Here is a 20,859-nt window from a genome sequence, read left to right as displayed (position 1 = left end):
ATTTTTGGGGGAGGCTGACGATGGGTGCCGTTGCCGATATGGATGCGTTGCCATTTCCAGCCGACGTGGCTGCTGTATTGCGGAAGCTGGGTTTCCAGTCTGTCTATGACATCAACATGATGGAGGCTGACCGTTTCCGGATGGATTTTGATGCGCAACTGAATGGGTGTGCTGCTGCCATTTATAGTTATGCGCAAAGACAGGTGGGATTGCTGGACAACCAGTTCCGGCAGGATCTGATTCCGTCGGCGGGGTCTGGTATTAACGACGCGCCTACTTATGCCGCGGAGCAGGTTGGGCAAGCTCAACGAACTGCGCTGCCGCGCGTGGCCCGCTATCACGAACCACTCTACCAGCAGTTGTTTGATGACAAGGAAGAGCGCTGCGTGGAACCAGGCGCGCTGCAATCGCTGGATTCACCGATGTGTTACCTTGTTTATCTGATGACGTTACTGCAAGGGGTGAACGGAGGAGAAGCGCTGCGGCGACTGGTCGCGCAACGCCCCGATCTGGCGCAACTGCTGCTGGATGAGACGTCGTTCAAAGGGACACTAGCCAGCAGCGATCTGGTGGGAGAAATTCTCGTCGATACCCTGGATGCCATTCTCGGGGCATTGCCTCAATCCAAATATGGTTGGGAGAGCGGGCATGCGTCGGCTCGCGAAGCGGTATATGGCTATCTCGCCACAAAAGCACGCTATCCACTGACGATGCCGTTTGATGAGGCGATGCGCCGTGTTGAACTGGCGCTGGCCCCCTCCGGTCATGTGCTGGGGGATGTGCTCAGTGAACTGGAGCAGGGATACCGGCAGGCAGACCGGAAAAGTGTGGACGCCAGGCGCAGGGCTGAAACGGCCTACAGCGGGCTGAGTTCTGGTCAGGTCGCCATCATTGTCGGGCCGATGCCAGACAGGAGCGCGCCATTTACAGTGGTATTCGATGAGAACGGTCAATTCCAGGGGGGGATCACGCCGTCGTTGACGCTGGCCGGGCAGTGGCCAACGGTATCGGTGGGTAAGGTGGGTCTAACGGCCGGTTCGGGCTCATCGCTCACCTGTACGGCTGACGAAAGCCAGACGACTAAAGTGTCGCTTAGCTGGACAGATAACGGAGCGGGCGGCGTTCGTCTTGCACAGCCCCAGTTTGATTCAAAAGCCGATAGTCAGAAGGTGTATTGGGGACTCAGTACGTGGTACGCACAACACGATGACAATGCGACTGATCAGGTTGCCATTGCGATTGGTGTGCTGGTGATCGGCAGCAAGGCAGATACGGATGCTTGTAGCCGGGCACTCTCCGCCAGTCGGGCGGCTCTCGAGGCGGACTACGGTGTGGATGTAAGTCAGGCCACGGCGGCGCTGATGCATGTGCCAGTACCGATGCTATGCCAGGCAGCGCAAATATCGAGGGAGGAACTGGAGGCGTTTTATGCGATAGGTAACGACAAACTGTCAGTATCCCCCCATATACCGTGGAATGTCTCTGGTAGCGTGGTCCTGCCGGGCCATTACGGTGCCAGCTTTTTATGGGGAGGGCGGGCTATTTACGATAGTGCATGCCGTCCCGGAACCATCGATGCAGATCAATTGATTTGCACACCATATCAACTTGATAGGCTACAACGCCTGGTCCGGCTAAAACATCACCTGAACTTGCCGGCAGTGCAACTGGATACCCTGTTGAGCGCGGCGTTGCACGCCGAGCATGCGAAGGATGCTGGAACATCACCGGCGTGGGCGCTGAGCGCCAGCACCTTGCGCGCCATGGGTACGTTCTTGCGTTGGCGCGACGCATACGGTCTGGATGCCGAACGTGGCGCGGCGTTGCTATCCGGAATTGCTCCTTATGCCCGAGTCGGGGAAGCGCCGTTGCTTGACCGGCTGCTGAAGGAGGATGAGGGATGGAAGTTAAACAATCAGGCGTTGAGCGTAAGCGACAAGGCGATGCTGGCACGTGCCTTCCGGATACCGGGGACAACTCTTGACCGGCTCGTTGAGCTGCTGAAGCAAAACCAACGTGGGACAGACGTGGTTCGCACACTGCCGATACTGTCAGCACTTTATCGGCCAGTCCTTGTCGCGCAACTGCTGGGGATCACGGTGGACGAATTGCTGGCGTTGTTACAGTTGCTAGGCGGGGAAGCGGCAACATCGACTGCCCATACCCTGCTGGCGCTGCTGTTCAGCCCGACTATTCACGACACGGACTTCGATATCCTGGATCTGCTGCTCGCACTCGATCAATGCACGCAGTGGTGCAAGCAGGGCAAGGGCTCGTTGAGTGAATGGGTGGCAGTAGCCCGCCCAGCGGATGAAGGGCACGCCCGGGATACCGCGCTACGGCAAACGTTACAGGATGCCCTTGCGCCTTATGCCATCAAGCCGGTATTGCTGCGGCTTTCTCAGGAGGGCGACAGGAACGACAATGCTATTGATGAATTGAGCGGGGGTGCCGACTGGGTTGCCAGAGAATTCAACCTGGAGTCACTGGTTCCCGCAAGGAATGTCGGTCAGGACGCTCCTGGCAACGTAGGCACCTTTCTGAAGGCAAATCCTGCGGTGGCTTCGCATCTGCAGATCCGCTTTCAGGCAGCCGTTTCGGTGGTGGCAAGCCAGACTGGTCTGTCTCAGGGCGTTGCCGCGATCCTGACCAGTCATCATGCCGGTCTGCTGGATCAGGCTCTCAAAGGTAACGCTGTATCGCTGACTCCATTGTTTATCAGTGCAGCCGTCGTCAGTCGCAATACTCTGAATGAGACACAGTTGCTGCCACTGGTCGCTGGGGATGTGGGGCTTGGCTTCAAGGCGGGCGATGTCCCGTCGGACTGGCAGCGGCTGCTTGCGATGTGCGATTACGCGCAGCTGGCTCACGGAGATCCGCAGCTTTCGCCGCTCGCCTTATGGCGTTCTGGCCAGTACGCGACTGCTCATGTACGCGCTCAGGTCGGCTCTGTGACTGGCGATACGTCCGTGAGCCGGGAACTGATTCTGGATACGGCAGGGTCGGTCATCATCCAGGTAGCCCGGGTACAGCGCATGTTGCGCGTAAGCGAGTGGAGCGGCTGGCCGGTCGCCAGTCTGCATGAGTGGCTGTCGTCGACATTGGGCTGGGACCGCCGGTGGCAATTGAGTCTGATGTGCGGTGTGCAGTCTGGCAGTTCGGCTCAGGAGCTGGATGCCCGTCTCAGTGAAATCCGGGCCGGCGCGTTGCTGGCGTTTTACAAGGCCATCTGTCGCCGCTTCACTATCCAGTACCGGCAGTTGGGGTGGAGTCTGGCCTATCGGGAGCATGAGCCCGAGACGGTCGATGTGGCCAGCACCCTGTTGATCGATCCGGAGATGACAGCGAAGGTGCCGACCACCAGGGTGGCAGAAGCGATCGCCAGTTTTCAGGCATTCATACAGCGCATCGCAGAGGGTGTCGAGCCGGGATTGGCATTGACGCCCGCGGAACTCGAGCGCTGGCACAGTAACGATAGCCGTTATGCGGTGTGGGCGGCCAATGTCCAGTTGCGCTGGCATCCGGAGCAGTATGTGAATCCCGCTGCGAGGATGAACAAGACAGGCTTGTTCCAGCAGTTCGAGACGCGCCTCGCGCAATCGCATCTGGACCGGGATGCGATCGACGGGGCGTTGAGAGAGTATCTGAACGGTTTCGAGAAGATCGTCAATCTGGACGTGATCGGGGGTTACCAGGACGGCCTGGATCAGGCCAGCGGTACGACGTATTTTCTGGGGCGCAGCAAAAACCCACCTTATGAGCACTACTATCGAAGCTGGGGAATCGATGGAAGAGGCATGCGAGTTTGGAGTGAATGGCGCCGGATTGATTTACCTGGATTGACTGATGCGATTCCCGATGCCATCAGCACCGTCGAGACGGTGGAGAAGGCGTGGAAAGCGCGGTTTGCTGATTTGAGTGCCTGGCAGGCCGGCAATCAGGGCGGCAGACTGTGGCTACCGGTGCAGGCGCGCCTAGTGGTCATGAGCGGTCGCCTGTATTTCATCTGGGTGGAGCCCAGAGAGGTGAATGGTCCGTCACAAACGAGTACGGCGGCGGATATGAAAGCGACGACTTCGATCAAGGCGTACCAGTATGTGGTAAGCGTGATATACCGACGCCTGGGAGGCGATTGGAGCGCGCCGGTCGAAGTGTATAAAAGCATTCCGACCTTGAAACCGGATACCTGTCCGCCGCATCTGGCGGCTTTTACCATTCCCGAAAACGCGGCGACATTTCCGGAAGCGGTGTTGGGTCACGCGGTGGCCAAGGGCGACATGCTGTTCGTTGGTCTGCTGGGTGAACCATTTTCGCTGCAGGGTCTCGATTTTGAGAATGATCCTCAGGTACTGGCCTGGAAGCACGCTGGATATCATATTAGCAGTGCAAACGATGGTGATATGAGCGAAGCTGTTGCCGAAAAAGCGAGCGGTACAACCTATCTGTTGCTGGATGCCTTCCTGGGCGAGGTGACCATCAATGCACTGTGGGGCGAGGCGGGTACTCAGAATCGGCCTGGCGTGGCGAAATGGGACGGTAATCTCGGGCGCACCGTTCAGGGTTTGATCCTCAATTCATATCGCTGGATCGTGAAGGGTGAAGCAACCGATCTGGTAAATCCCAATGAATGGTTCTATTCAACTGGACTGATGACGCCTTGTGTGCCAAAGGCATGGCTGCTGGACCAGCGCTACACGCAGAACCTCGGGGCGCTCGCATTCGGTTCCGGGATGACGGTGACCTTGGATGTTGATGGTGCCGGCCAAACCGGGCGAGATTCCTATGAAGTGATTTCAAAGTTGGCCGTTCCGGAACCGATGCTGGCCAGCGTGCCATCGGGCAGGAAACTGGTCCATTTCCTTGAAGTCAATGGCATCAGCCGTTATGTGGCAGTAGAGTCTGCCAACGACAGGTTGTCCATTTTTCTGCCCTTCGACAACGGCCTATCGCCTTGCGTCTCCTGTATCAGGCATGGCGTGGTGCTGATCTCAAAGGCGGCTGGCAACGTGGTGCTGACTGATGGCGTGGACGACGCCCTGATTGAAACCGGCGTGTTGACCGTGGCACGCGGCGAACTTCAGACGATGGCCGGCGACATTCGCGAGAACCGGTTGGGCGTGCAATTTCTGTTGACCCAGAAACCCGATGCCCAGAATGTACAGCCGCAGGAACACGATACCCTCCCTTCTGTGATCGGGATCAACGTCGCCTCGCAGGGACTGGAGATCCGGCCGTTGACGGGCGTCAGCTTCAAGCTCCTGACCAATCTTGCAAATGTCCCGGATATCGGCCCGGCGCTGAAATCGGAACAGGACTGGATCGCGGCCACGTATTGTGACGGCGCAGACGGTCAGCGATTTTCGCCGTGGGCCTATCATCTCACGGCACCGGCGCTCAATGCGGCAATCAGCCTTGCGACGCGTTGTACGAAGAAAGATATCGCGCAGTTGCAACGGGGCACGGGCCAAACGCTGTATAAAAACGATGCCAGCCTGGTTACTAACATCAGCGATATTCCAAGCGATTCCGATATCGTCTACCTGGTCCAATCGGTCAATCTGGGCGGTTTGACCGCGACGTCCGCGGAGCCGGCATACAGAAGTTTCCCGCAGCCGACTGGAATGCGGGGGGGCCTATCCTCAATGCGTTTCGAGTTCCATGCATTGTCGGCGGATGAAAGTGGTGAACCATTTACAGTGCCGGGGCTAAGGCTCACGATTCTGTCGAAGTCGGTCCTGGACCGGTATCTGGACACTCTGGGTGGACAGACTCCTTTCGTGCAGGATGACTGGGGCTGGATGCCGGCGGAATTCAGCAAGGATGTGGCTCCCGCACCGCTGAGCCGCAGTTTCAATCTCGCTTCCGACGAGAAAATGTACTTCGCCGTCAAAATCGACAAGGCGCGGATCAACGGTGTAGTCGACAGCCGTACCCATCGATGGGTCGGGTGTGGCGTGTCAGTTGTTTCGATGTTGCCCCCAGGTGGAGGTTGTGTGCTGGGTCTGAAATCGGGCAAGACCGAAAAACTTTCGCTGACACCTGCCGATAACATATCGACTTCGTCTGGGGCGGGGTTTCACTGGGAAAACAACCGCATTTATCTGGATGCAGCAGATGCGGCACAAGGGAACGCGTTCCTGGCGCAATATTCGCATCTTTTTATCCTGCTGCCATGGATTGCCAATGACTTCAAGGCGGCAGCGGATAACGGACTGTTGTTCTCGTTAGAGAATGTCTACGTCAGGACGGTGGTTGGACAGATCCGCTGTAATGTCGCACCGCTGGCGCGTAGCGTGATCACTTCGTCGTTTGAGCCAGCCGTGATGCGGACGGGGGAGAGCGGCCGGCTAAAGATTACGGTGGATCTGGGCGCTGAGCCTGAACTAAGCAACACTGCGCAGTTGACCATCGCATTAGGCGGGGCATTCCAGGTTGGATCGCCAGCAGTCGTGCCGGTCGGAACCGTGTTGCCACCGGTCGGGACTTTGGGCGGAAGCATTACGCTGAACAATTTGCGCGAGAAGGCGCAGATACTGGATTTCAGCCTCCCCATACGCGTTCATGGTGTGCCGCCGCGAAGTCAGGCGCTGCTGGCCACGATGACACTGACGGATCGTCAATCGGCGCAGCGCATGACCCTTGCCACGCCGAAGGTACTGCCTGCGCTACAACAGCAGATGGAAGTGGAATGGCAGTGGCGCTACGGGGCGAGTCTATCGACGCTTACCTGCATCGATCACTCGCAAACCACCAGTACTCTCGATCTGCAGTCCAGGTTCCTGCTGGCTGAGTTCAATGTGTGCCCAGACAGCTGGGTATATCAGCGAGGCAGCAAGATTACTTTGACCCTGGCCCTTCCAGACGGGTTGCAAGCGAATGTGCAGCAGTGGAAGGAGGTGCGCACCCACTTTTCAGGAAACGACATCGTGGACTTGCCATCCGGTTGGGACAAGCCGACAGATGGCAGGCTGACTATCGTGAAAGACCTGGTACTGACAGATACTGTTCAGACGATTCTGGTGCCGTTGACGTTGACGGAGACGGCAAAAGCAGCAGTTGTGGCCAACCAACCGTTATTCTCGAATGCCGTTGAAGCATGGGTGCGTTCGTCGGACGGCGATCTGATGACACTAGTGAGCGCAGTCTTTAGGCAACCTACGGCTGGGCCCAAGGCTAGCCTGAGTGCCGTTTGCGATACACCGGACATGAAGTTGCCCTTGGGTCAATCCTTCAGCGGTGAGTTAAGGATTCTGGTGCGGGATCCTGGCGCGAAGATCGGGAAGGTTGAACTGGAGCTACCCAAAAGCTGTAAGTCCGGGGATCAATCGGCCACGTGGATCGACGAAAATGGTGGAGTCACGCCCCTGCATGGGCAGTTGACGAAGAACCAATTCCTGAGCTTTGACCTGAGCAACATCAAGCTGATGGCGTTTCAGCTCTACACCTTGCGGGTGCCCCTGGTTGCCGAGCCGCTCGCGTCGAATGTTGTGCGCGCAAACAATGACAACAGAACCCGTTTTTCAGTAACGTTCGAGGGTGCAGATTCACCGGTGACCGTCGAACTGGAGAATATTCAGGTTCTGCCAATTGTTGGCTCGACCATCGTTGTGCAGAATGCCGACGGCTCTCCGTTTGGAGGGAGAGGACTGTCGGTCGGCAGCACGTACCGCTACAAGATCGACATCTTTATAAGCGACGAGGATGTACGAAAACAGGTAGGGAAAAACGCAGACCTTGATGCGGTCTCATTGGCGGGGCTGGTGTTGACCGTTAGCGTTGCGCCGACACTGAAGATAAGCCAGAAGGCTGTCACAACCACGTTGCCGACTCTGACGAAGACAGCGTACGACACAATCAAGGCGAAATATCAGGCCATCGCTGCGTACTCAACGTTTCTGGATCCTGAGAAGGGTTTCTATGTGAACACTGATGGTCAATGCATTATCCATACCACTGTGCGCTCCGGAGATCTGAGGGGAAGCGTGGAATTGCCGTTCGAGGTCGTGAAGGAAGGCGAATGTTGGGCAACGGTGTCGATAAAACCTCCAGCGACCAACTTGTCGACGGGCATACCGAATTTTGGATGGTTGCCGCTGGCACCGATAACCCGTCATTCGGCGTCTCTGCTATCGTTTGATAGCGCCAGACTACCGTTTAGCGATTTACATTTCTCGCATAACGAACTGAGCGATGCGTTTTCGGATCCGGTGCCGCTGCCGCGACCGATTCCGATGGGGGGAGGCAAACCAGTTCGCCGATCGTCAGACAGTCTGATTCGGCTTAATACCCTGTTCGGAAAGGAGCTCGCGCATATTGCACAACGCGATAGCGAAGCCGTGTTCGAATCGGCAACGCAGGAACATCGTCAGGCCCCACTTGCAAGCAGCGGGGAACCTGAGTTGCTCGAAAACGACAGCGCGAACCTGCTGTATTTCTGGGAGCTGTTTTTCCATGCCCCCTTCCTGATTGCCTATCGGCTGAATCTGGAGGGGCGATATGACGAGGCCCAGGACTGGCTGCGGCGGTTGTTCGAACCCTTTCCGGCTAGTCGCAGCGTCACGAAGACGACTGACTATTGGCGTTGCCGGCTGCTAACTGCACAGTTCCGTTTCGTGCCGCTTGCCGAGGTATCTGGTCCGGTGGACCCTGACGCGATCGCCGCCTACCAGCCCGTTTATTACCGCAAGGCGTTGTTCTTTGCTTATGTGAAAAACCTGATCGACAAGGGCGATAGCTATTTCAGGGAGCTCACGCGCGATAGCGTGAATGAAGCCCGACAATGTTACTTGCTGGCGATGGGCCTGATGGGGGCGCCTCAACGGGTGAGCCAGATACAGACGTGGAAGCCCTGTACACTGGACGACGCCAGCAGACGGTACTCGCGCGGGAGCGCTGAGCAGCCGGGGCAACTGTTTCACATTCCGCGCAGTCACCTGTCCCAGGCGCTGTGGGAAAAACTCACGACGCGTCTGTATAACCTGCGTAACGGCTTGACGCTGGATGGCAAACCACTGTCCTTGCCATTGTACGACCAACCGTTGAATCCGTCTGAGTTGCTGGCCGCACGTAGCGAAACAGCAGAGGGACTAACGACGTTGCAAGATAAGATCAATGTGCCGCCCCCGTTCCGCTATGGCGTGATGTATGCGCAAGCCTCAGGCGCCGTGGATACGCTGGTTCAGTTCGGCACAACGTTGCTGACGGTGATCGAGCGGCAGCAGGATATGCAGTTGCAAAGTTTGCTATTGCGCCAGCAGCAGGAAATCAGCCGCTTTCTGCTCGACATCCAGGCCGATGCTGTGCGGCTGAGTGCCGCAAACCGTAAAGCGATGCAGGCCGCATACGATGCCGCGACAAAGCGCGCGAAACAGCTGGAAGAGTTGATCGATACGGATGTATCCAGCGATGAGGCTCACGCGTTGAGGTTGCGCAGCGATGCTTCCGCCGTTGGTGCGACGAGCGGTGCGTTGCGGGCTGTGGCATCCGGGCTGGACGTGGTTCCGAGAATTTTTGGTTTCTCCAACGGTGGCGGGCGGATAGGTGCCATTCCCGACGCGTTGTCGCAAGGCTTACTGGTGGCCAGTGACATCATGCTGGGCGATGCCGCGCATGCCGAGACCAGGGAGCAGTATCGTCGGCGCAAACAGGACTGGGAGTTGGCCAAAAAGCAGGTTGATGGAGAAATCAGGCAACTGGAATTGCAACTCGACGCCGATATGATCCAGGCGGGAATATATGAAAAGCAGTTGACCCAGACCCGGGTGCAGTTGCGCCAGTTTGACGAGCAGGCTGCGTTCATGCGCACGCGATTTACTAGTGAAGCGCTTTTCCAATGGATGATAGGGCAGGTTTCGGCGCTCTATTACCAGGCATACGACACGGTGGTCTCGCTTTGTCTGATGGCGCAGGAGGCGTGGCGTTACGAGGTGGGCGAGTACGACGGGAGTAGGAATTTCTTCCAGACCGGCGGCTGGAACGATGTGCGCCGTGGTTTGCTGGCGGGCGAAACCCTGCGGCTGGGATTGCTGAGAATGCAGCGCGAGTATCTGAGCCGCGCCGAGCGGCAACTGGAATTGACGCATACCCTTTCGGTCGAGAATGCTTTTGACGGAAGCAAAGTGGAACCACTCGCGACGGAGACTTGCACAGGGTTCATCAAGGCACGATTGCTTGAATATCAGAAGTATCGCGATGGAGCGTATAAGTGGACAGATAGCGATTTCAAGCAATCGCTGGCTCTGACCATTCCATTTAAAGTCACGGAAGACGACCTAGCGAAGCGCTACCCGGGACATTACATGCGGCAGTTGGTGAGCGTGTCAGTGACCGTGCCTGGACTAGTCGGTCCTTACGAGGATGTGTGTGTAATGCTGGTGCAGATCAACAGCCGATTCGCGTTGAAGCCGACAAGGGAAACATTTAATGCCATGCGTAGCAGGAGCAGTAGCGATACGCAGTCACCTGGCATCGTCAGAAATGTTCGCCCTGGTCAGGCCATTGCGTTGTCTTCGGGGCTGGATGACAGCGGCATGTTCGTCGTTAATTTTAGCGATGACAGACTATTGCCTTTTGAAGGCAATGGTGTGGTCGGCGATTGGGAGTTGAGATTTTTCAATCCGCATAACCCGCTGCAGCGGCGTTTGCTGGAGTCGCTCTCCGATGTGATCGTCAGGTTTCACTACCGTGCGAGGGATGGCGGTGAAGCCTATGCAGCGATGGTCTCCAGGACGTTGCTGACCGACGGTTTATTCGGATTCAAGGCAAAGACTACTTGATGATCGGGTTTCAGGCGAATCCCGGCAACGAATTGCCAGGATTTGCCTGCCGCAGATGCAGGATTAATCCCTGTTGGAGTCAGTTATGTATTACCTTGAATCAGGTGCAGTTGCTTGGAAGTGGTCAGCGGCGGCACGGGTATGTCGTCGGTATAGGTGGTTGCTGCGGTTAGCGCAGGCGATGTTATGCAGCCTCGCGATGGCAGTGGGCGTGATGCCCGTTCGGGCCGATGCGGCGGTATTTGGAAATGAGGAGTATGAGATAAAGGCGCTGCAGATGCGGCCGTTTACGTTTTTCCAACGTCAGCAGGAAGTGATTTTTATAATCAGGAAATTGACTGACACGAACTATCAGTTTCGAAAATATTTAAAAGTGTGTGATGGTGAGCAATACGTAGTAGGTTATAAGGGAAAGGTTTCGGCTGACAGGCTGCTTGTCTCGGTTTCGGTATTTCCAAAGAACGGGAACGCCCCAGTCAGGGGGGATGCCGTGCCGGATGGATACGCTTCTGGATTTTACCTTCCGATTAACAAGGATGACGAAATAGAGGTACGGGTGCCAGTCAGATTGACGGGTGAGCTGGCAACGAGCGCCGGACATAAACTTTCATTGGGAATCGACGATGTTCATCCGCTTGATGTAAATTGTAGATTTGGAAGTAATCCGCCAACGATCCAGGCGACGTTAAATTACCAGACGCTGTCCGATCAGGACGCCACGCCTGTCATTGTTCCTCTGGACTGGCAGGAACAGCGGATCGCGTCAAACTCCACCTTTATCGCTCGCGTAAGGATATTGGGTGCGCTGCAGGCAGATATCGTCAAATGGAAGGGCAGTGACGGCAGCGATGTTTCAATGTCAATAGGAGATCCAATCAGGGATCCCGTAGACCAGAGTAACATCGGTCATGTCTATACCGCCACGCTAACGATGCCGGTCAGCCTGGAGTATCACGCCTCTGTCGAATTGCTACGAAATAATAAGATCAAGTCAAAGAGACAGGTTGTTAGCAGCATTAATGATGTCACTAACGATGCCATTGGCAACAGGCCGGTGTTGTTTGTTAACGATTGCAGTTCCAGGCAACGCTGCACGCTAACCTGGCGTTCGACGGTCCCTTATCGGGTGACGTCCAGCCTCGGTGTGAGCCTGTCGGCGTTCCAGGAAAACGCTAAATTTGCCAAGAGTCTGCCGGAGAAGATTTTCAGCTTGGATTACCGCAGTGCCTGGCAAAATCATCAGGACTTCGCCGCCTCGGACGCCAACCTGCTTCCGGCAATCAACCGCGTTTATTATCAGGGCAGCGATGATTCGTTATTGACGCGTGACACGGTGATGCCACATTCGGGCGACTTTACACTGATGTTCGAGCCGGTCGGCAGCCCATGAGTAAGTTTGTTTGCAGATTGGCTGGCGAAGAATCGAATAATCGGGAGTAGGGCATGGAAGATTCGGCGACGATTGCTCATCTGGCGCTTCCCAAGGGAGGGGGTGCTATCACCGGGATCGGCGACAGTCTCAGTCCTGCCGGCCAGAGCGGGATGGCGGAACTGTCGTTGCCGTTGCCAGTGTCCGCTGGCCGCGGGTATGCACCCGCGCTCACGCTCACTTACAGCAGTGGTAGCGGCAATGGTCCGTTCGGCCTTGGCTGGCAGGTGGGTCTCGCAACCGTTCAGCGCCGCACGAACCGGGGTGTTCCCTGCTACGACGGCGGACCGGAAGAAGAGTTCGTCGGCCCGGATGGCGAAGTGCTTGTCAGCGAGCGCGACGGGCAGGGCAAGGTGGTGACGACGACCGTCAGTCAATACGGCGGAAAACACCTTGGGAAGGCGTATCGGGTCACGCGGTTTTATCCGCGAGTGGAAGGCGCATTCCACCGCATCGAGCGCTGGCAGATTCCGGAAGACGCAACCGGTGATTTCTGGCTGATTCATGACGCCGACGGTCAACTGCACTGCCTTGGCAAGACGCCCGCAGCTCGCATCACCAATCCGGCTGACGCCAGACAGATTGCAGAATGGCGCATCGAGGAGTCGGTTAATCCGATGGGTGAGCATATCTATTATCGCCACGTCGTCGAGAATGACGCCAATGTCACGGCTGCGAACGAAGCGCCACGCAATCACACGGCGAATCGCTACCTCGCGGAAGTGTATTACGGTAACCGGGCTGCGGCACCTGATCTGTACCTGTGGGACAGCGCCGATGTGAGCAGTCAGGGTTGGCTGTTCAGTGTGGTCTTCGACTACGGCGAGCGGGGTATCGCATTCGGAATCGCTCCACCCTACGCCACGCCGGGCGGCAACACGTGGCCGTTGCGGGCTGACAGTTTTTCCCGCTACCAGTTCGGGTTCGAGGTGCGCACCCACCGGCTGTGCCGGCAGGTGCTGATGTTTCATCACTTCCCGAAAGAGTTACAGCAGGAGCATACGCTCGTGCGGCACCTGTCGCTGACCTATCAGGAGTCGGCGGTCGTCAGTCAGCTCACCCAGGTGCGTACGCTCGCCTATGAAACTGACGGTACCATCCAGAGCCTGCCGCCGCTTGAACTCGCTCACAGTACGTTCGATCCTGGCACGCAAGCCGGTTGCTATCGGGTATTCGATGGTGTTGCCGAACTGAACGACCTCACCCATTACCAGATGGTCGACCTGTTTGGCGAAGGTTTACCGGGGGTATTGTTTCGCCATGGCACCGACTGGCGTTATTGCCCGCCGGTGCGTGGCGAGGTGGGTACCGACGAGGTCGCGTACGGCGACTGGCAGGCGCTCCCCGCCGTACCTGCGATGCAACCGGCGCGTCTGGCCCTGATGGATATCGACGGCGATGGCCGTCTGGACTGGCTCGTGACCCAACCGGGCATAAGCGGGTTCTTTTCGCTGAAGGAGCGAAATCAGTGGGCGGGCTTCACGCCGTTCAATGCGTTGCCTGCCGAATTTTTCCATCCGCAGGCGCAACTTGCGGATCTGGTTGGTGCAGGCCTGTCCGATCTGGTTCTGATCGGTCCTAGGAGCGTGAGGCTCTACGCGAACCGGTGTGATGGCTATGCAAAAGCAATAGACGTTACCCATGAAGGGGACGAGCCTGGGTTGCCGATTGCCGGACGCGACGCGCGTGAACTGGTGGCGTTCAGCGACGTGCTCGGTTCTGGCCAGCCGCATCTGGTCTGTATCCGGTATGACGGCGTCACCTGCTGGCCGAACCTTGGTCGTGGCCGCTTTGGCCAGCCGTTCAGATTGCCCGCTTCCGGCTTCGATCGCGTCACATTCAATCCGGATCAGGTGTTCCTCGCCGATCTGGACGGTAGCGGCGCGGCTGATCTGATCTATCTTGAGCGTGATCACCTGAGGTTTTATCTGAACCAGTCTGGCAACGGCTTTGCGTCGCCCGTGATGCTGCCGTTACCGGCGGGGTTAACCTTCGACCGCTTGTGTCGCGTGAGCTTTGCAGATCTGCAAGGCGTCGGTGTGGCAAGTCTCGTGATTTCGCATCCACATATGACGCCGGGCCACTGGCGGCTGGATTTTACGCGAGCGAAGCCGTACCTGATGACGTCGATAAACAACAACATGGGCGCGAATACGGCGCTCCAGTACCGCAGCTCTGCCCAATACTGGCTCGATGACAAGGCGGACGATCCGCTCCTCACGTCGGCATTGCCGGTACCCGTTCATACGCTCGCGCAGGTCGTGACGCTCGACGAAATCACCGGTAATTCGGTGACCCGGCAGTACAGTTATCACCACGGCGTGTACGACGGCACTGAGCGGGAATTCCGGGGCTTCAGACTCGTCATGGCACAGGATGCGCAACATGTCATCGCGACGCCCCAGTCCGACGTACCGCTTGCGCCCCCGTTGCTCACAAAGACCTGGTATCACACTGGCCGGGAAACTGACGAAACTACGCTGCCCGGAAAGCCCTATGCTGATTCGGACGCGGTGACGGTCAACACAACCCGGCTGACGCGTTATGAAGCGACGCAAAACCAGGATGAGGTGCTCGGTGAGTGTGACTCCACAACGCGCCACGGGCTTTTCCGAGCGCTCAAGGGGGCGCTGCTACGTCAGGAGGTCTATGGAATCGACGGTAGCGACAAACAGCTGATTCCTTACACGGTATCGACATCGCGCTATCAGGTCCGACTGGTCCAGCCGGGCACCCGGCATGCACATCCGGTCGCTTTCCCGGGGATGCTCGAGCAGGTCGACTATCGCTACGAGCGTATCGCTGTCGACCCGATGATCAGCCAGCAGGTTCAGCTTCGGCGCGACCGCTATGGTGCCGTAACTTGGCAGGTCAAAATCAATTATCCGCGTCGTCCCAGGCCCCCAGTGAGCCCGTATCCGGATTCACTGCCTGCCACAAGCTGGACCAGCAGCTATGACGACCAGCAGGCGGGCCTGATCGTGACTGAAACGCGCAGTCAGCCCCTTCATCTCGATAGCGCACAGGCGTGGCGACTGGGACTGCCTGAGCAGCAGCGCAGCAATGTGTTGAGCTATGACGCCGTGCACGTGCCGGATGGGGGGGTGAGCTTTGAGGTGCTGAACCAGAAGGACGGACTGCTCAGTATCGCACGATCGCGCGTCTATGCCGGACAGCAACGGATCGTGTACTCGGACATGCCGGTGACCTTGACCGCTCTGGTCGACCATGTTGAGTCTGCCGAATTCGACGATGACGCGCTTAAGGCGTTCGATGGTGCGCTCGACGGTAAGGCGCGCATCGCACTGCTGAAGCAGGCGGGTTATCAGATCGCAGCCCGCATTCTGTCGCCCGGCCCGGAGCCGGAACCTCCGATCTGGATCGCGCCGCGCGGATATACCTCGTATTTGTCCGCATCAAACTTCTATCGCCCGGGTAGTCAGCGTTCAAGTCTGCTGGTAGGCACAGTAACGTACGCTTATGACGACTACACCTGCATGCTGACAAAAACGACAGATGTCCAGGGTAACGAAACGGTTGCCCAGTACGACTACCGGTTTCTGCTGCCCAGGCAGATCGTGGATCTGAACGCGAACACGCATGAGGTTCAACTGGATGCGCTAGGCCGTGTCGTGGCTGGCAGTTTCTATGGCACAGAGGAAGGGAAAGCGACTGGATTCTCTCCCGTGACGACGTTCTCACCCCACGGTCTCACGGTCGCAATGGCGATTGACGGAGCGGATAAGGCAACTCAGCAGGTGGCCAGCATCCAGCTTGTCGAGACATTCAGCTGGATGGGGCGACTGACAAAGGCCGCCATGAAGAGCGTGACCGACGACGACTTAAAGCTGTGGACAATGTTGCAGCGGCGCGGATTCATCACGCCTGATGGGTGGGTTCTTGCGGCAGGTCGGGCGTGGGCAGCCGGAGTAGAGAGAGTGTCCGATGTTCCAGATACCGTGCGAGGATGGGTGCGTGCTGCCAGTCGCTATCCGGTGCAGTCGGTGTCGCTCGTCGCCGATCGCTACCCGTCGGACGCGGCCCAACAGGTTCGGGTTAGTGTGAGCTACTTCGATGGCCTGGGCCGTACACTTCAGGAGCTTCAAAAAGTCCCGGCGGGCGCCGCGTGGCAACGCGATGCACACGGCGAGATCATTGTTGGTCAGGACGGAAAGCCGGTCAGCGCCGATGCCACGACCCGCTGGGCCGTGTCGGGCAAGATCGAGTACGGCAACAAGGGGCAGCCGGTGCGTAGCTATCAGCCGTACTTCATCAACGACTGGCGATATGTTGCCGATACCGCGATGCGCAGCTGCGGGTACGCGGATACACACTTCCACGACGCTACCGGACGCGAGGTTCAGGTAGTGACGGCCAAGGGGTATGTGCGCCGTACCGGATATTACCCGTGGTTCACGGTTGAGGAAGACGAAAACGATACCTGGCTTGTCGCTGATTGACTGAGGCCTTGGGTGGGACCGCCAGACGATGGGTCTCGCGTGATTGACCAACGGGAGCGCTTGATGAACCTTGCCTTTGGCACACCGACGCTTGTCGTACGCAGTAACCGCGGCCTGCCGGTGCGGATGCTGACCTACAATCGAACCTCGATCGACACGGACCTTGACGAGCGCATCGAGCGCACGGTTCATGATGCGTGTGGGCGCATTGCGTCCCGCATCGATGCCCGCCTGTTCACGGCAGGCGCGGTGCCCAATTTCGTCTATACGGCGTCGCTTGCCGGTCGGGTATTGCGTACTGCTGGCGTTGATGCGGGTGTGCAGCTTGCACTGGCCGATGTCGACGGCAGGCCCGTATGGGCCCGCGATGGCCGGGGTACCGTCTCCACCTGGGCCTACGATCCGCTCGGTCGTCCGCTGAGCGCGACTGATACGCCTGCCGGCGGCGTTCCTGCGGTACACGACGCATGGATCTATGGCGAAGCCCAAGTGCGGCCGCAAGCCGGGAACCTGCGTGGTCGGTGCGTGCGCCGTTACGACACCGCTGGTCGTCTCGCCTGGACGGGCTTCCGCCTGACTGGTCAGCCTCTGACCGAGACCCGCACGTTGCTCACCGATCCGGATGCCGAACCCGACTGGCAAGGTGACGAGGCCAGTTGGGCAGAGGCACTCGAACCGGCCGGCTATGCGACAGCCTGGAGCCACGATGCGACGGGCGCGTGGCATTCGCAGATCGACGCGAAGGGTAACGTGCAGGCAAAGCGCTTCGACGTTGCTGGCCGGCTGGCGGCCAGTTCGCTGACGCTCGCCGGTGGGGGCACCCGCCCGGTGCTCGCGACGATCGACTACAGCGCCGCCGGTCAGGTGTTGCGCGAAACGGCGGGCAACGGTGTGGCCAGCTGCTACATGTACGAACCGGAGACCCTGCGACTGGCACGACGGACGGTAACCCGGCCGGTCCAGTCCGGCCGGAAGCCGATGCTGCAGGATCTGCGCTACACGTACGACCCGGTTGGCAACGTCACCAGCGTGCGGGACGCCGCGCAGCCAGTCATCTACTGGCGCAACCAGCGGGTCGAGCCAGCCTGCACCTATGTCTACGATGCGCTGTACCAGTTGACCAGCGCTACCGGTCGCGAGATGGTCAACTGCGGGCAGCAGGGTACGACTTTGCCACCGGTCAGCCTGCTGCCGGCGGATGACACCATTTATGCAGCCTACATGCGCTGCTATGCCTACGATCGTGGTGGTAACCTCACGCGGATCCAGCACCAAGGGGGGGCGAACTTCACACAGGGTATCGTAGTATCCGGTCACAACAACCATGCGCTAGCGCAGAACGCGCAAGGCAGTCTGATCCCCACTCGCGTAGACGATGTCGGCTGGTTCGACGCGGCGGGTAACCAGCAGAACCTGTTGCCGGATCGACTTCAGCCGTTGGTGTGGAATAGTCTCAACCGGTTAAGGGAAGTCACGCTGGTCCAGCGCGATACCCGATCAGATCGGGAAGCATACCAGTACGGCGGCGACGGCATGCGGGTCAGGAAACACACTGCCTCGCTGACGTCGGGCTCAACGCGTATGATAGAGGCAATCTACTTGCCCGGCCTGACATTGCGGGTCACGCGATCCGACGACGGCCGGATGGTAGCAGTCGCGGCAGTGCTGCAGGAGATCCGAATAGAGGCCGGTCGCGCAAGCGTCCAGGCTCTGCGCTGGGACGCCGGCCTCCCTCAGGGAGTCGCGAACGATGCTTTTCGGTACGACTATGCCGAACTGATTGGCTCGATCGGTCTCGAACTGGACGCGCAGGGCGATGTGATCAGCCGGGAAGAGTACTATCCGTATGGGGGCACAGCCGTGTGGACGGCGCGTAGCCAGATGGAGGCAGACACCCGGTATCGTCGTTATTCAGGCAAGGAACGCGACGCGACCGGCCTGTACGACTATGGTTGGCGTAGCTACCAGCCGTGGATTGGGCGGTGGCTCAATCCCGATCCCGCAGGCGTCGTAGATGGACTTAACCTGTACAGAATGGTGAGGAATAGTCCAGTTTCGCTGAAAGATATTGATGGTTTGGCACCAGGGTACTTTTCGAGTCTTTTCAAGCGCAGTCGACCTAATATTTCCAGACCCAGTCCTTCAATTGCATCAGAGCCAGAAGAGGCGCCAATACTTCGTGCGTGGGAGCGCCGCCCAGAAAGACTTGCACTGGTTCATAGCTTCAACTTTAACGACTCTCCATTCAGCAATAGGAGAGCTAGTGATTTGTTTGACGAATGGGATATAGTTAGCGCTTCACTGGTTGATCTAGATCATTTATCAGAGCGACCAAAGCTTTCCAGTGGCGAAAGAAAAACCTATATATACAAAGATATAGCTTTCGTTCTTGATGTCCCCGCTCAAAACATCTTAGGAACTTTTGCGTACGACGTTTGGTTTCCCAATCATGCTGGGCGGGAAAATAACCATGCGACGGGGCGTGTAATAGATTCCGCAGCGCTTACTGAGGCTATATTTTCAGGAAGAGGGAAAGATGGTCGAGTGATGCGTGGCCAAGGGGGATATGAGCAGTTGGATACCCCGGAAAATATTTGGTCGAATACAATTTCCGGTGATCCGGGGGGCGACACAAATCCTCATAATGAAATTTTACTTATTGGTCGACCCGGCATCCAACGTCGAATTGGCGTCGCTCCAACTGGCAATATTAAAGTGAGCTCGGTTCTTTATGTTTCGAATAAAGAAAACTATACATCGGGCGATGCCATTATCGCAGAATGGACTAAAATTAGTCATCTACAGGAAAAGCTTCTTTCGTTAAACCCAGGCATAACTTGGAAAGAGATCTAGGATAACGCTGATCAATGAGCCTGTCTGCGTAATTCGTGGGAGCTGGACACGCGTTTCGCATCAAGGTGGACGTCCGGAGCGCGCGTCGCGGGCGGGGCGATATTTACTCCCATCTCCGCACACATGGTTCGCTCATCGGTAAGCACTCGACACGTACCGTTTGTTCATGAGGGCGCGGCACAGGCAATCTGACTCCCATCAGATGCGAGCAGGCCCCCCATCGGTAAGTAAGCGTGGAGCCGATACCATCTTGACGGGGTGAGTTACCGGTTTCCCCAACGATTGGATGCCATACGTAGCAGCGTGGCATTGGCAGCACGTAGATCGAACCGTTCGGCATCGAATCCGGGGCCAACCCAGTTTCTGTAATGTTCTGCCTCTTCGCTATTCGGATCGTTAGATAGCGTGTTCAGGAACGCGTCGTAGCCAGGCGGGCCGCCCACATCTTCTGGCGGGCAGGCACGAGCACCATCGATGACCTGGGCCGCGCCCCACGGTTCGCTTTCAACGATTTCCACTTTCTCAACGACGATGGCGTGATCCCACCCGTCCCCGAAGTCGTACCGGTAGAGGAAGCGTGAGCCAGGTTTCAGGACCTTCTGCAGTCGAACCTTGCGGTCATCGGCGGTCGTGCCCGGATCGGCGAAGTCCAGCACGTCATCGACCTCGAACATGGCGTAGGTCATGCCGTCGATCAGGAAGTCGTGCAGGTGGGAGTCTTCCCAGCCGAAGGCCGCCTGCAGGATATGGTGCAGTTTGCGCAGTGACTCGGTTCCTTCGACCTCGAGCCGGCGCCAGATGGGCGGCTCGATGTGTTGAAGCTGCACGTGCAGGGTAAAGCGCTGGAACGATTTCGCCATCTGATCTCCGGGGAACGGGAAGCCAGCGGCATTATCGCCTTACGATGCCGGGGTGGTCATTTTCCAGGGCAGCAGGCCTTCGACCTGGTTGATCGGATGGTCTGCAATGCGCGCAAGCACGACGCGCAGATACGCCTCGGGATCGATGCCGTTGAGCTTGGCCGTCCCGATCAGGCTGTAGATCGCGGCAGCACGCTCCCCACCTGAGTCCGCGCCGGCGAACAGGTAGTTTCGGCGCCCGATAGCCACTCCGCGCAACACGCGCTCGACCGGCAGGTTATCGATTTCGAGATGCCCGTCGTCGCAGTAGCGCGTGAGCGCTTCCCACCGGTTCAACGCGTAGAGGATCGCCCGACTGTAAGCCCCCGGTGAAGTCATCTTGTCCAGTCGCTTCGTGACCGCGAGGATCGTGTCCACCAGATTTTTAAGTGGACACGTGTACACCATGGAAGGCAACGAGGTTGAAGGGCTGGAACTGATAG

Annotated in this window: 6 protein-coding genes; 4 read left to right on the top strand and 2 right to left on the bottom strand. The window is 57.8% G+C overall.

All coding sequences use genetic code 11. The features are described 5' to 3' along the window. Positions 1-20: 20 nt before the first annotated feature. The 4 genes from E9536_RS40245 to E9536_RS42465 all read left to right on the top strand — a co-directional run bounded on the left by E9536_RS40245 (position 21) and on the right by E9536_RS42465 (position 19,517). Complete coding sequence (locus E9536_RS40245) at positions 21-10,775, top strand: Tc toxin subunit A (RefSeq protein WP_136473145.1); 10,755 nt, start codon at positions 21-23, stop codon at positions 10,773-10,775. An 85-nt stretch (positions 10,776-10,860) separates the two neighbouring features. Further along, entirely contained in the window at positions 10,861-12,165 is a 1,305-nt protein-coding gene (locus E9536_RS40240) for a hypothetical protein (protein WP_136473143.1), read from the top strand. A 53-nt stretch (positions 12,166-12,218) separates the two neighbouring features. Next, positions 12,219-16,664 (top strand): SpvB/TcaC N-terminal domain-containing protein, encoded by a 4,446-nt coding sequence (locus E9536_RS40235; RefSeq protein WP_136473142.1) that lies wholly within the window; start codon positions 12,219-12,221, stop codon positions 16,662-16,664. 63 nt (positions 16,665-16,727) lie between these two features. Then, entirely contained in the window at positions 16,728-19,517 is a 2,790-nt protein-coding gene (locus E9536_RS42465; protein WP_136473140.1) for an RHS repeat-associated core domain-containing protein, read from the top strand. 263 nt (positions 19,518-19,780) lie between these two features. Here the strand turns inward: E9536_RS42465 and E9536_RS40225 are convergent, their stop codons facing one another. Both E9536_RS40225 and E9536_RS40220 read right to left on the bottom strand, forming a co-directional pair. After that, the gene (locus E9536_RS40225; protein WP_136473138.1) at positions 19,781-20,377 is read right to left on the bottom strand and encodes a plasmid pRiA4b ORF-3 family protein; all 597 of its coding nucleotides are present in this window, start codon (positions 20,375-20,377) and stop codon (positions 19,781-19,783) included. Between the two features lie 39 nt (positions 20,378-20,416). Next, positions 20,417-20,859, bottom strand: a 443-nt coding sequence (locus E9536_RS40220; protein ID WP_247873594.1) for a transposase, incomplete at its 5' end; no start/stop codon positions are given.

Origin of the sequence: Burkholderia sp. LS-044 (assembly GCF_004803625.1) — a bacterium.
In the GTDB taxonomy this organism is placed as follows: domain Bacteria; phylum Pseudomonadota; class Gammaproteobacteria; order Burkholderiales; family Burkholderiaceae; genus Burkholderia; species Burkholderia cepacia.
This window is presented reverse-complemented; position numbering and strand designations above follow the sequence as displayed.

Bases quoted from the DNA above. Each gene is read 5' to 3' on its own strand.
- E9536_RS40245 (WP_136473145.1), top strand. From the start codon at position 21: ATGGGTGCCGTTGCCGATATGGATGCGTTGCCATTTCCAGCCGACGTG.
- E9536_RS40240 (WP_136473143.1), top strand. From the start codon at position 10,861: ATGTATTACCTTGAATCAGGTGCAGTTGCTTGGAAGTGGTCAGCGGCG.
- E9536_RS40235 (WP_136473142.1), top strand. From the start codon at position 12,219: ATGGAAGATTCGGCGACGATTGCTCATCTGGCGCTTCCCAAGGGAGGG.
- E9536_RS42465 (WP_136473140.1), top strand. From the start codon at position 16,728: ATGAACCTTGCCTTTGGCACACCGACGCTTGTCGTACGCAGTAACCGC.
- E9536_RS40225 (WP_136473138.1), bottom strand. From the start codon at position 20,377: ATGGCGAAATCGTTCCAGCGCTTTACCCTGCACGTGCAGCTTCAACAC.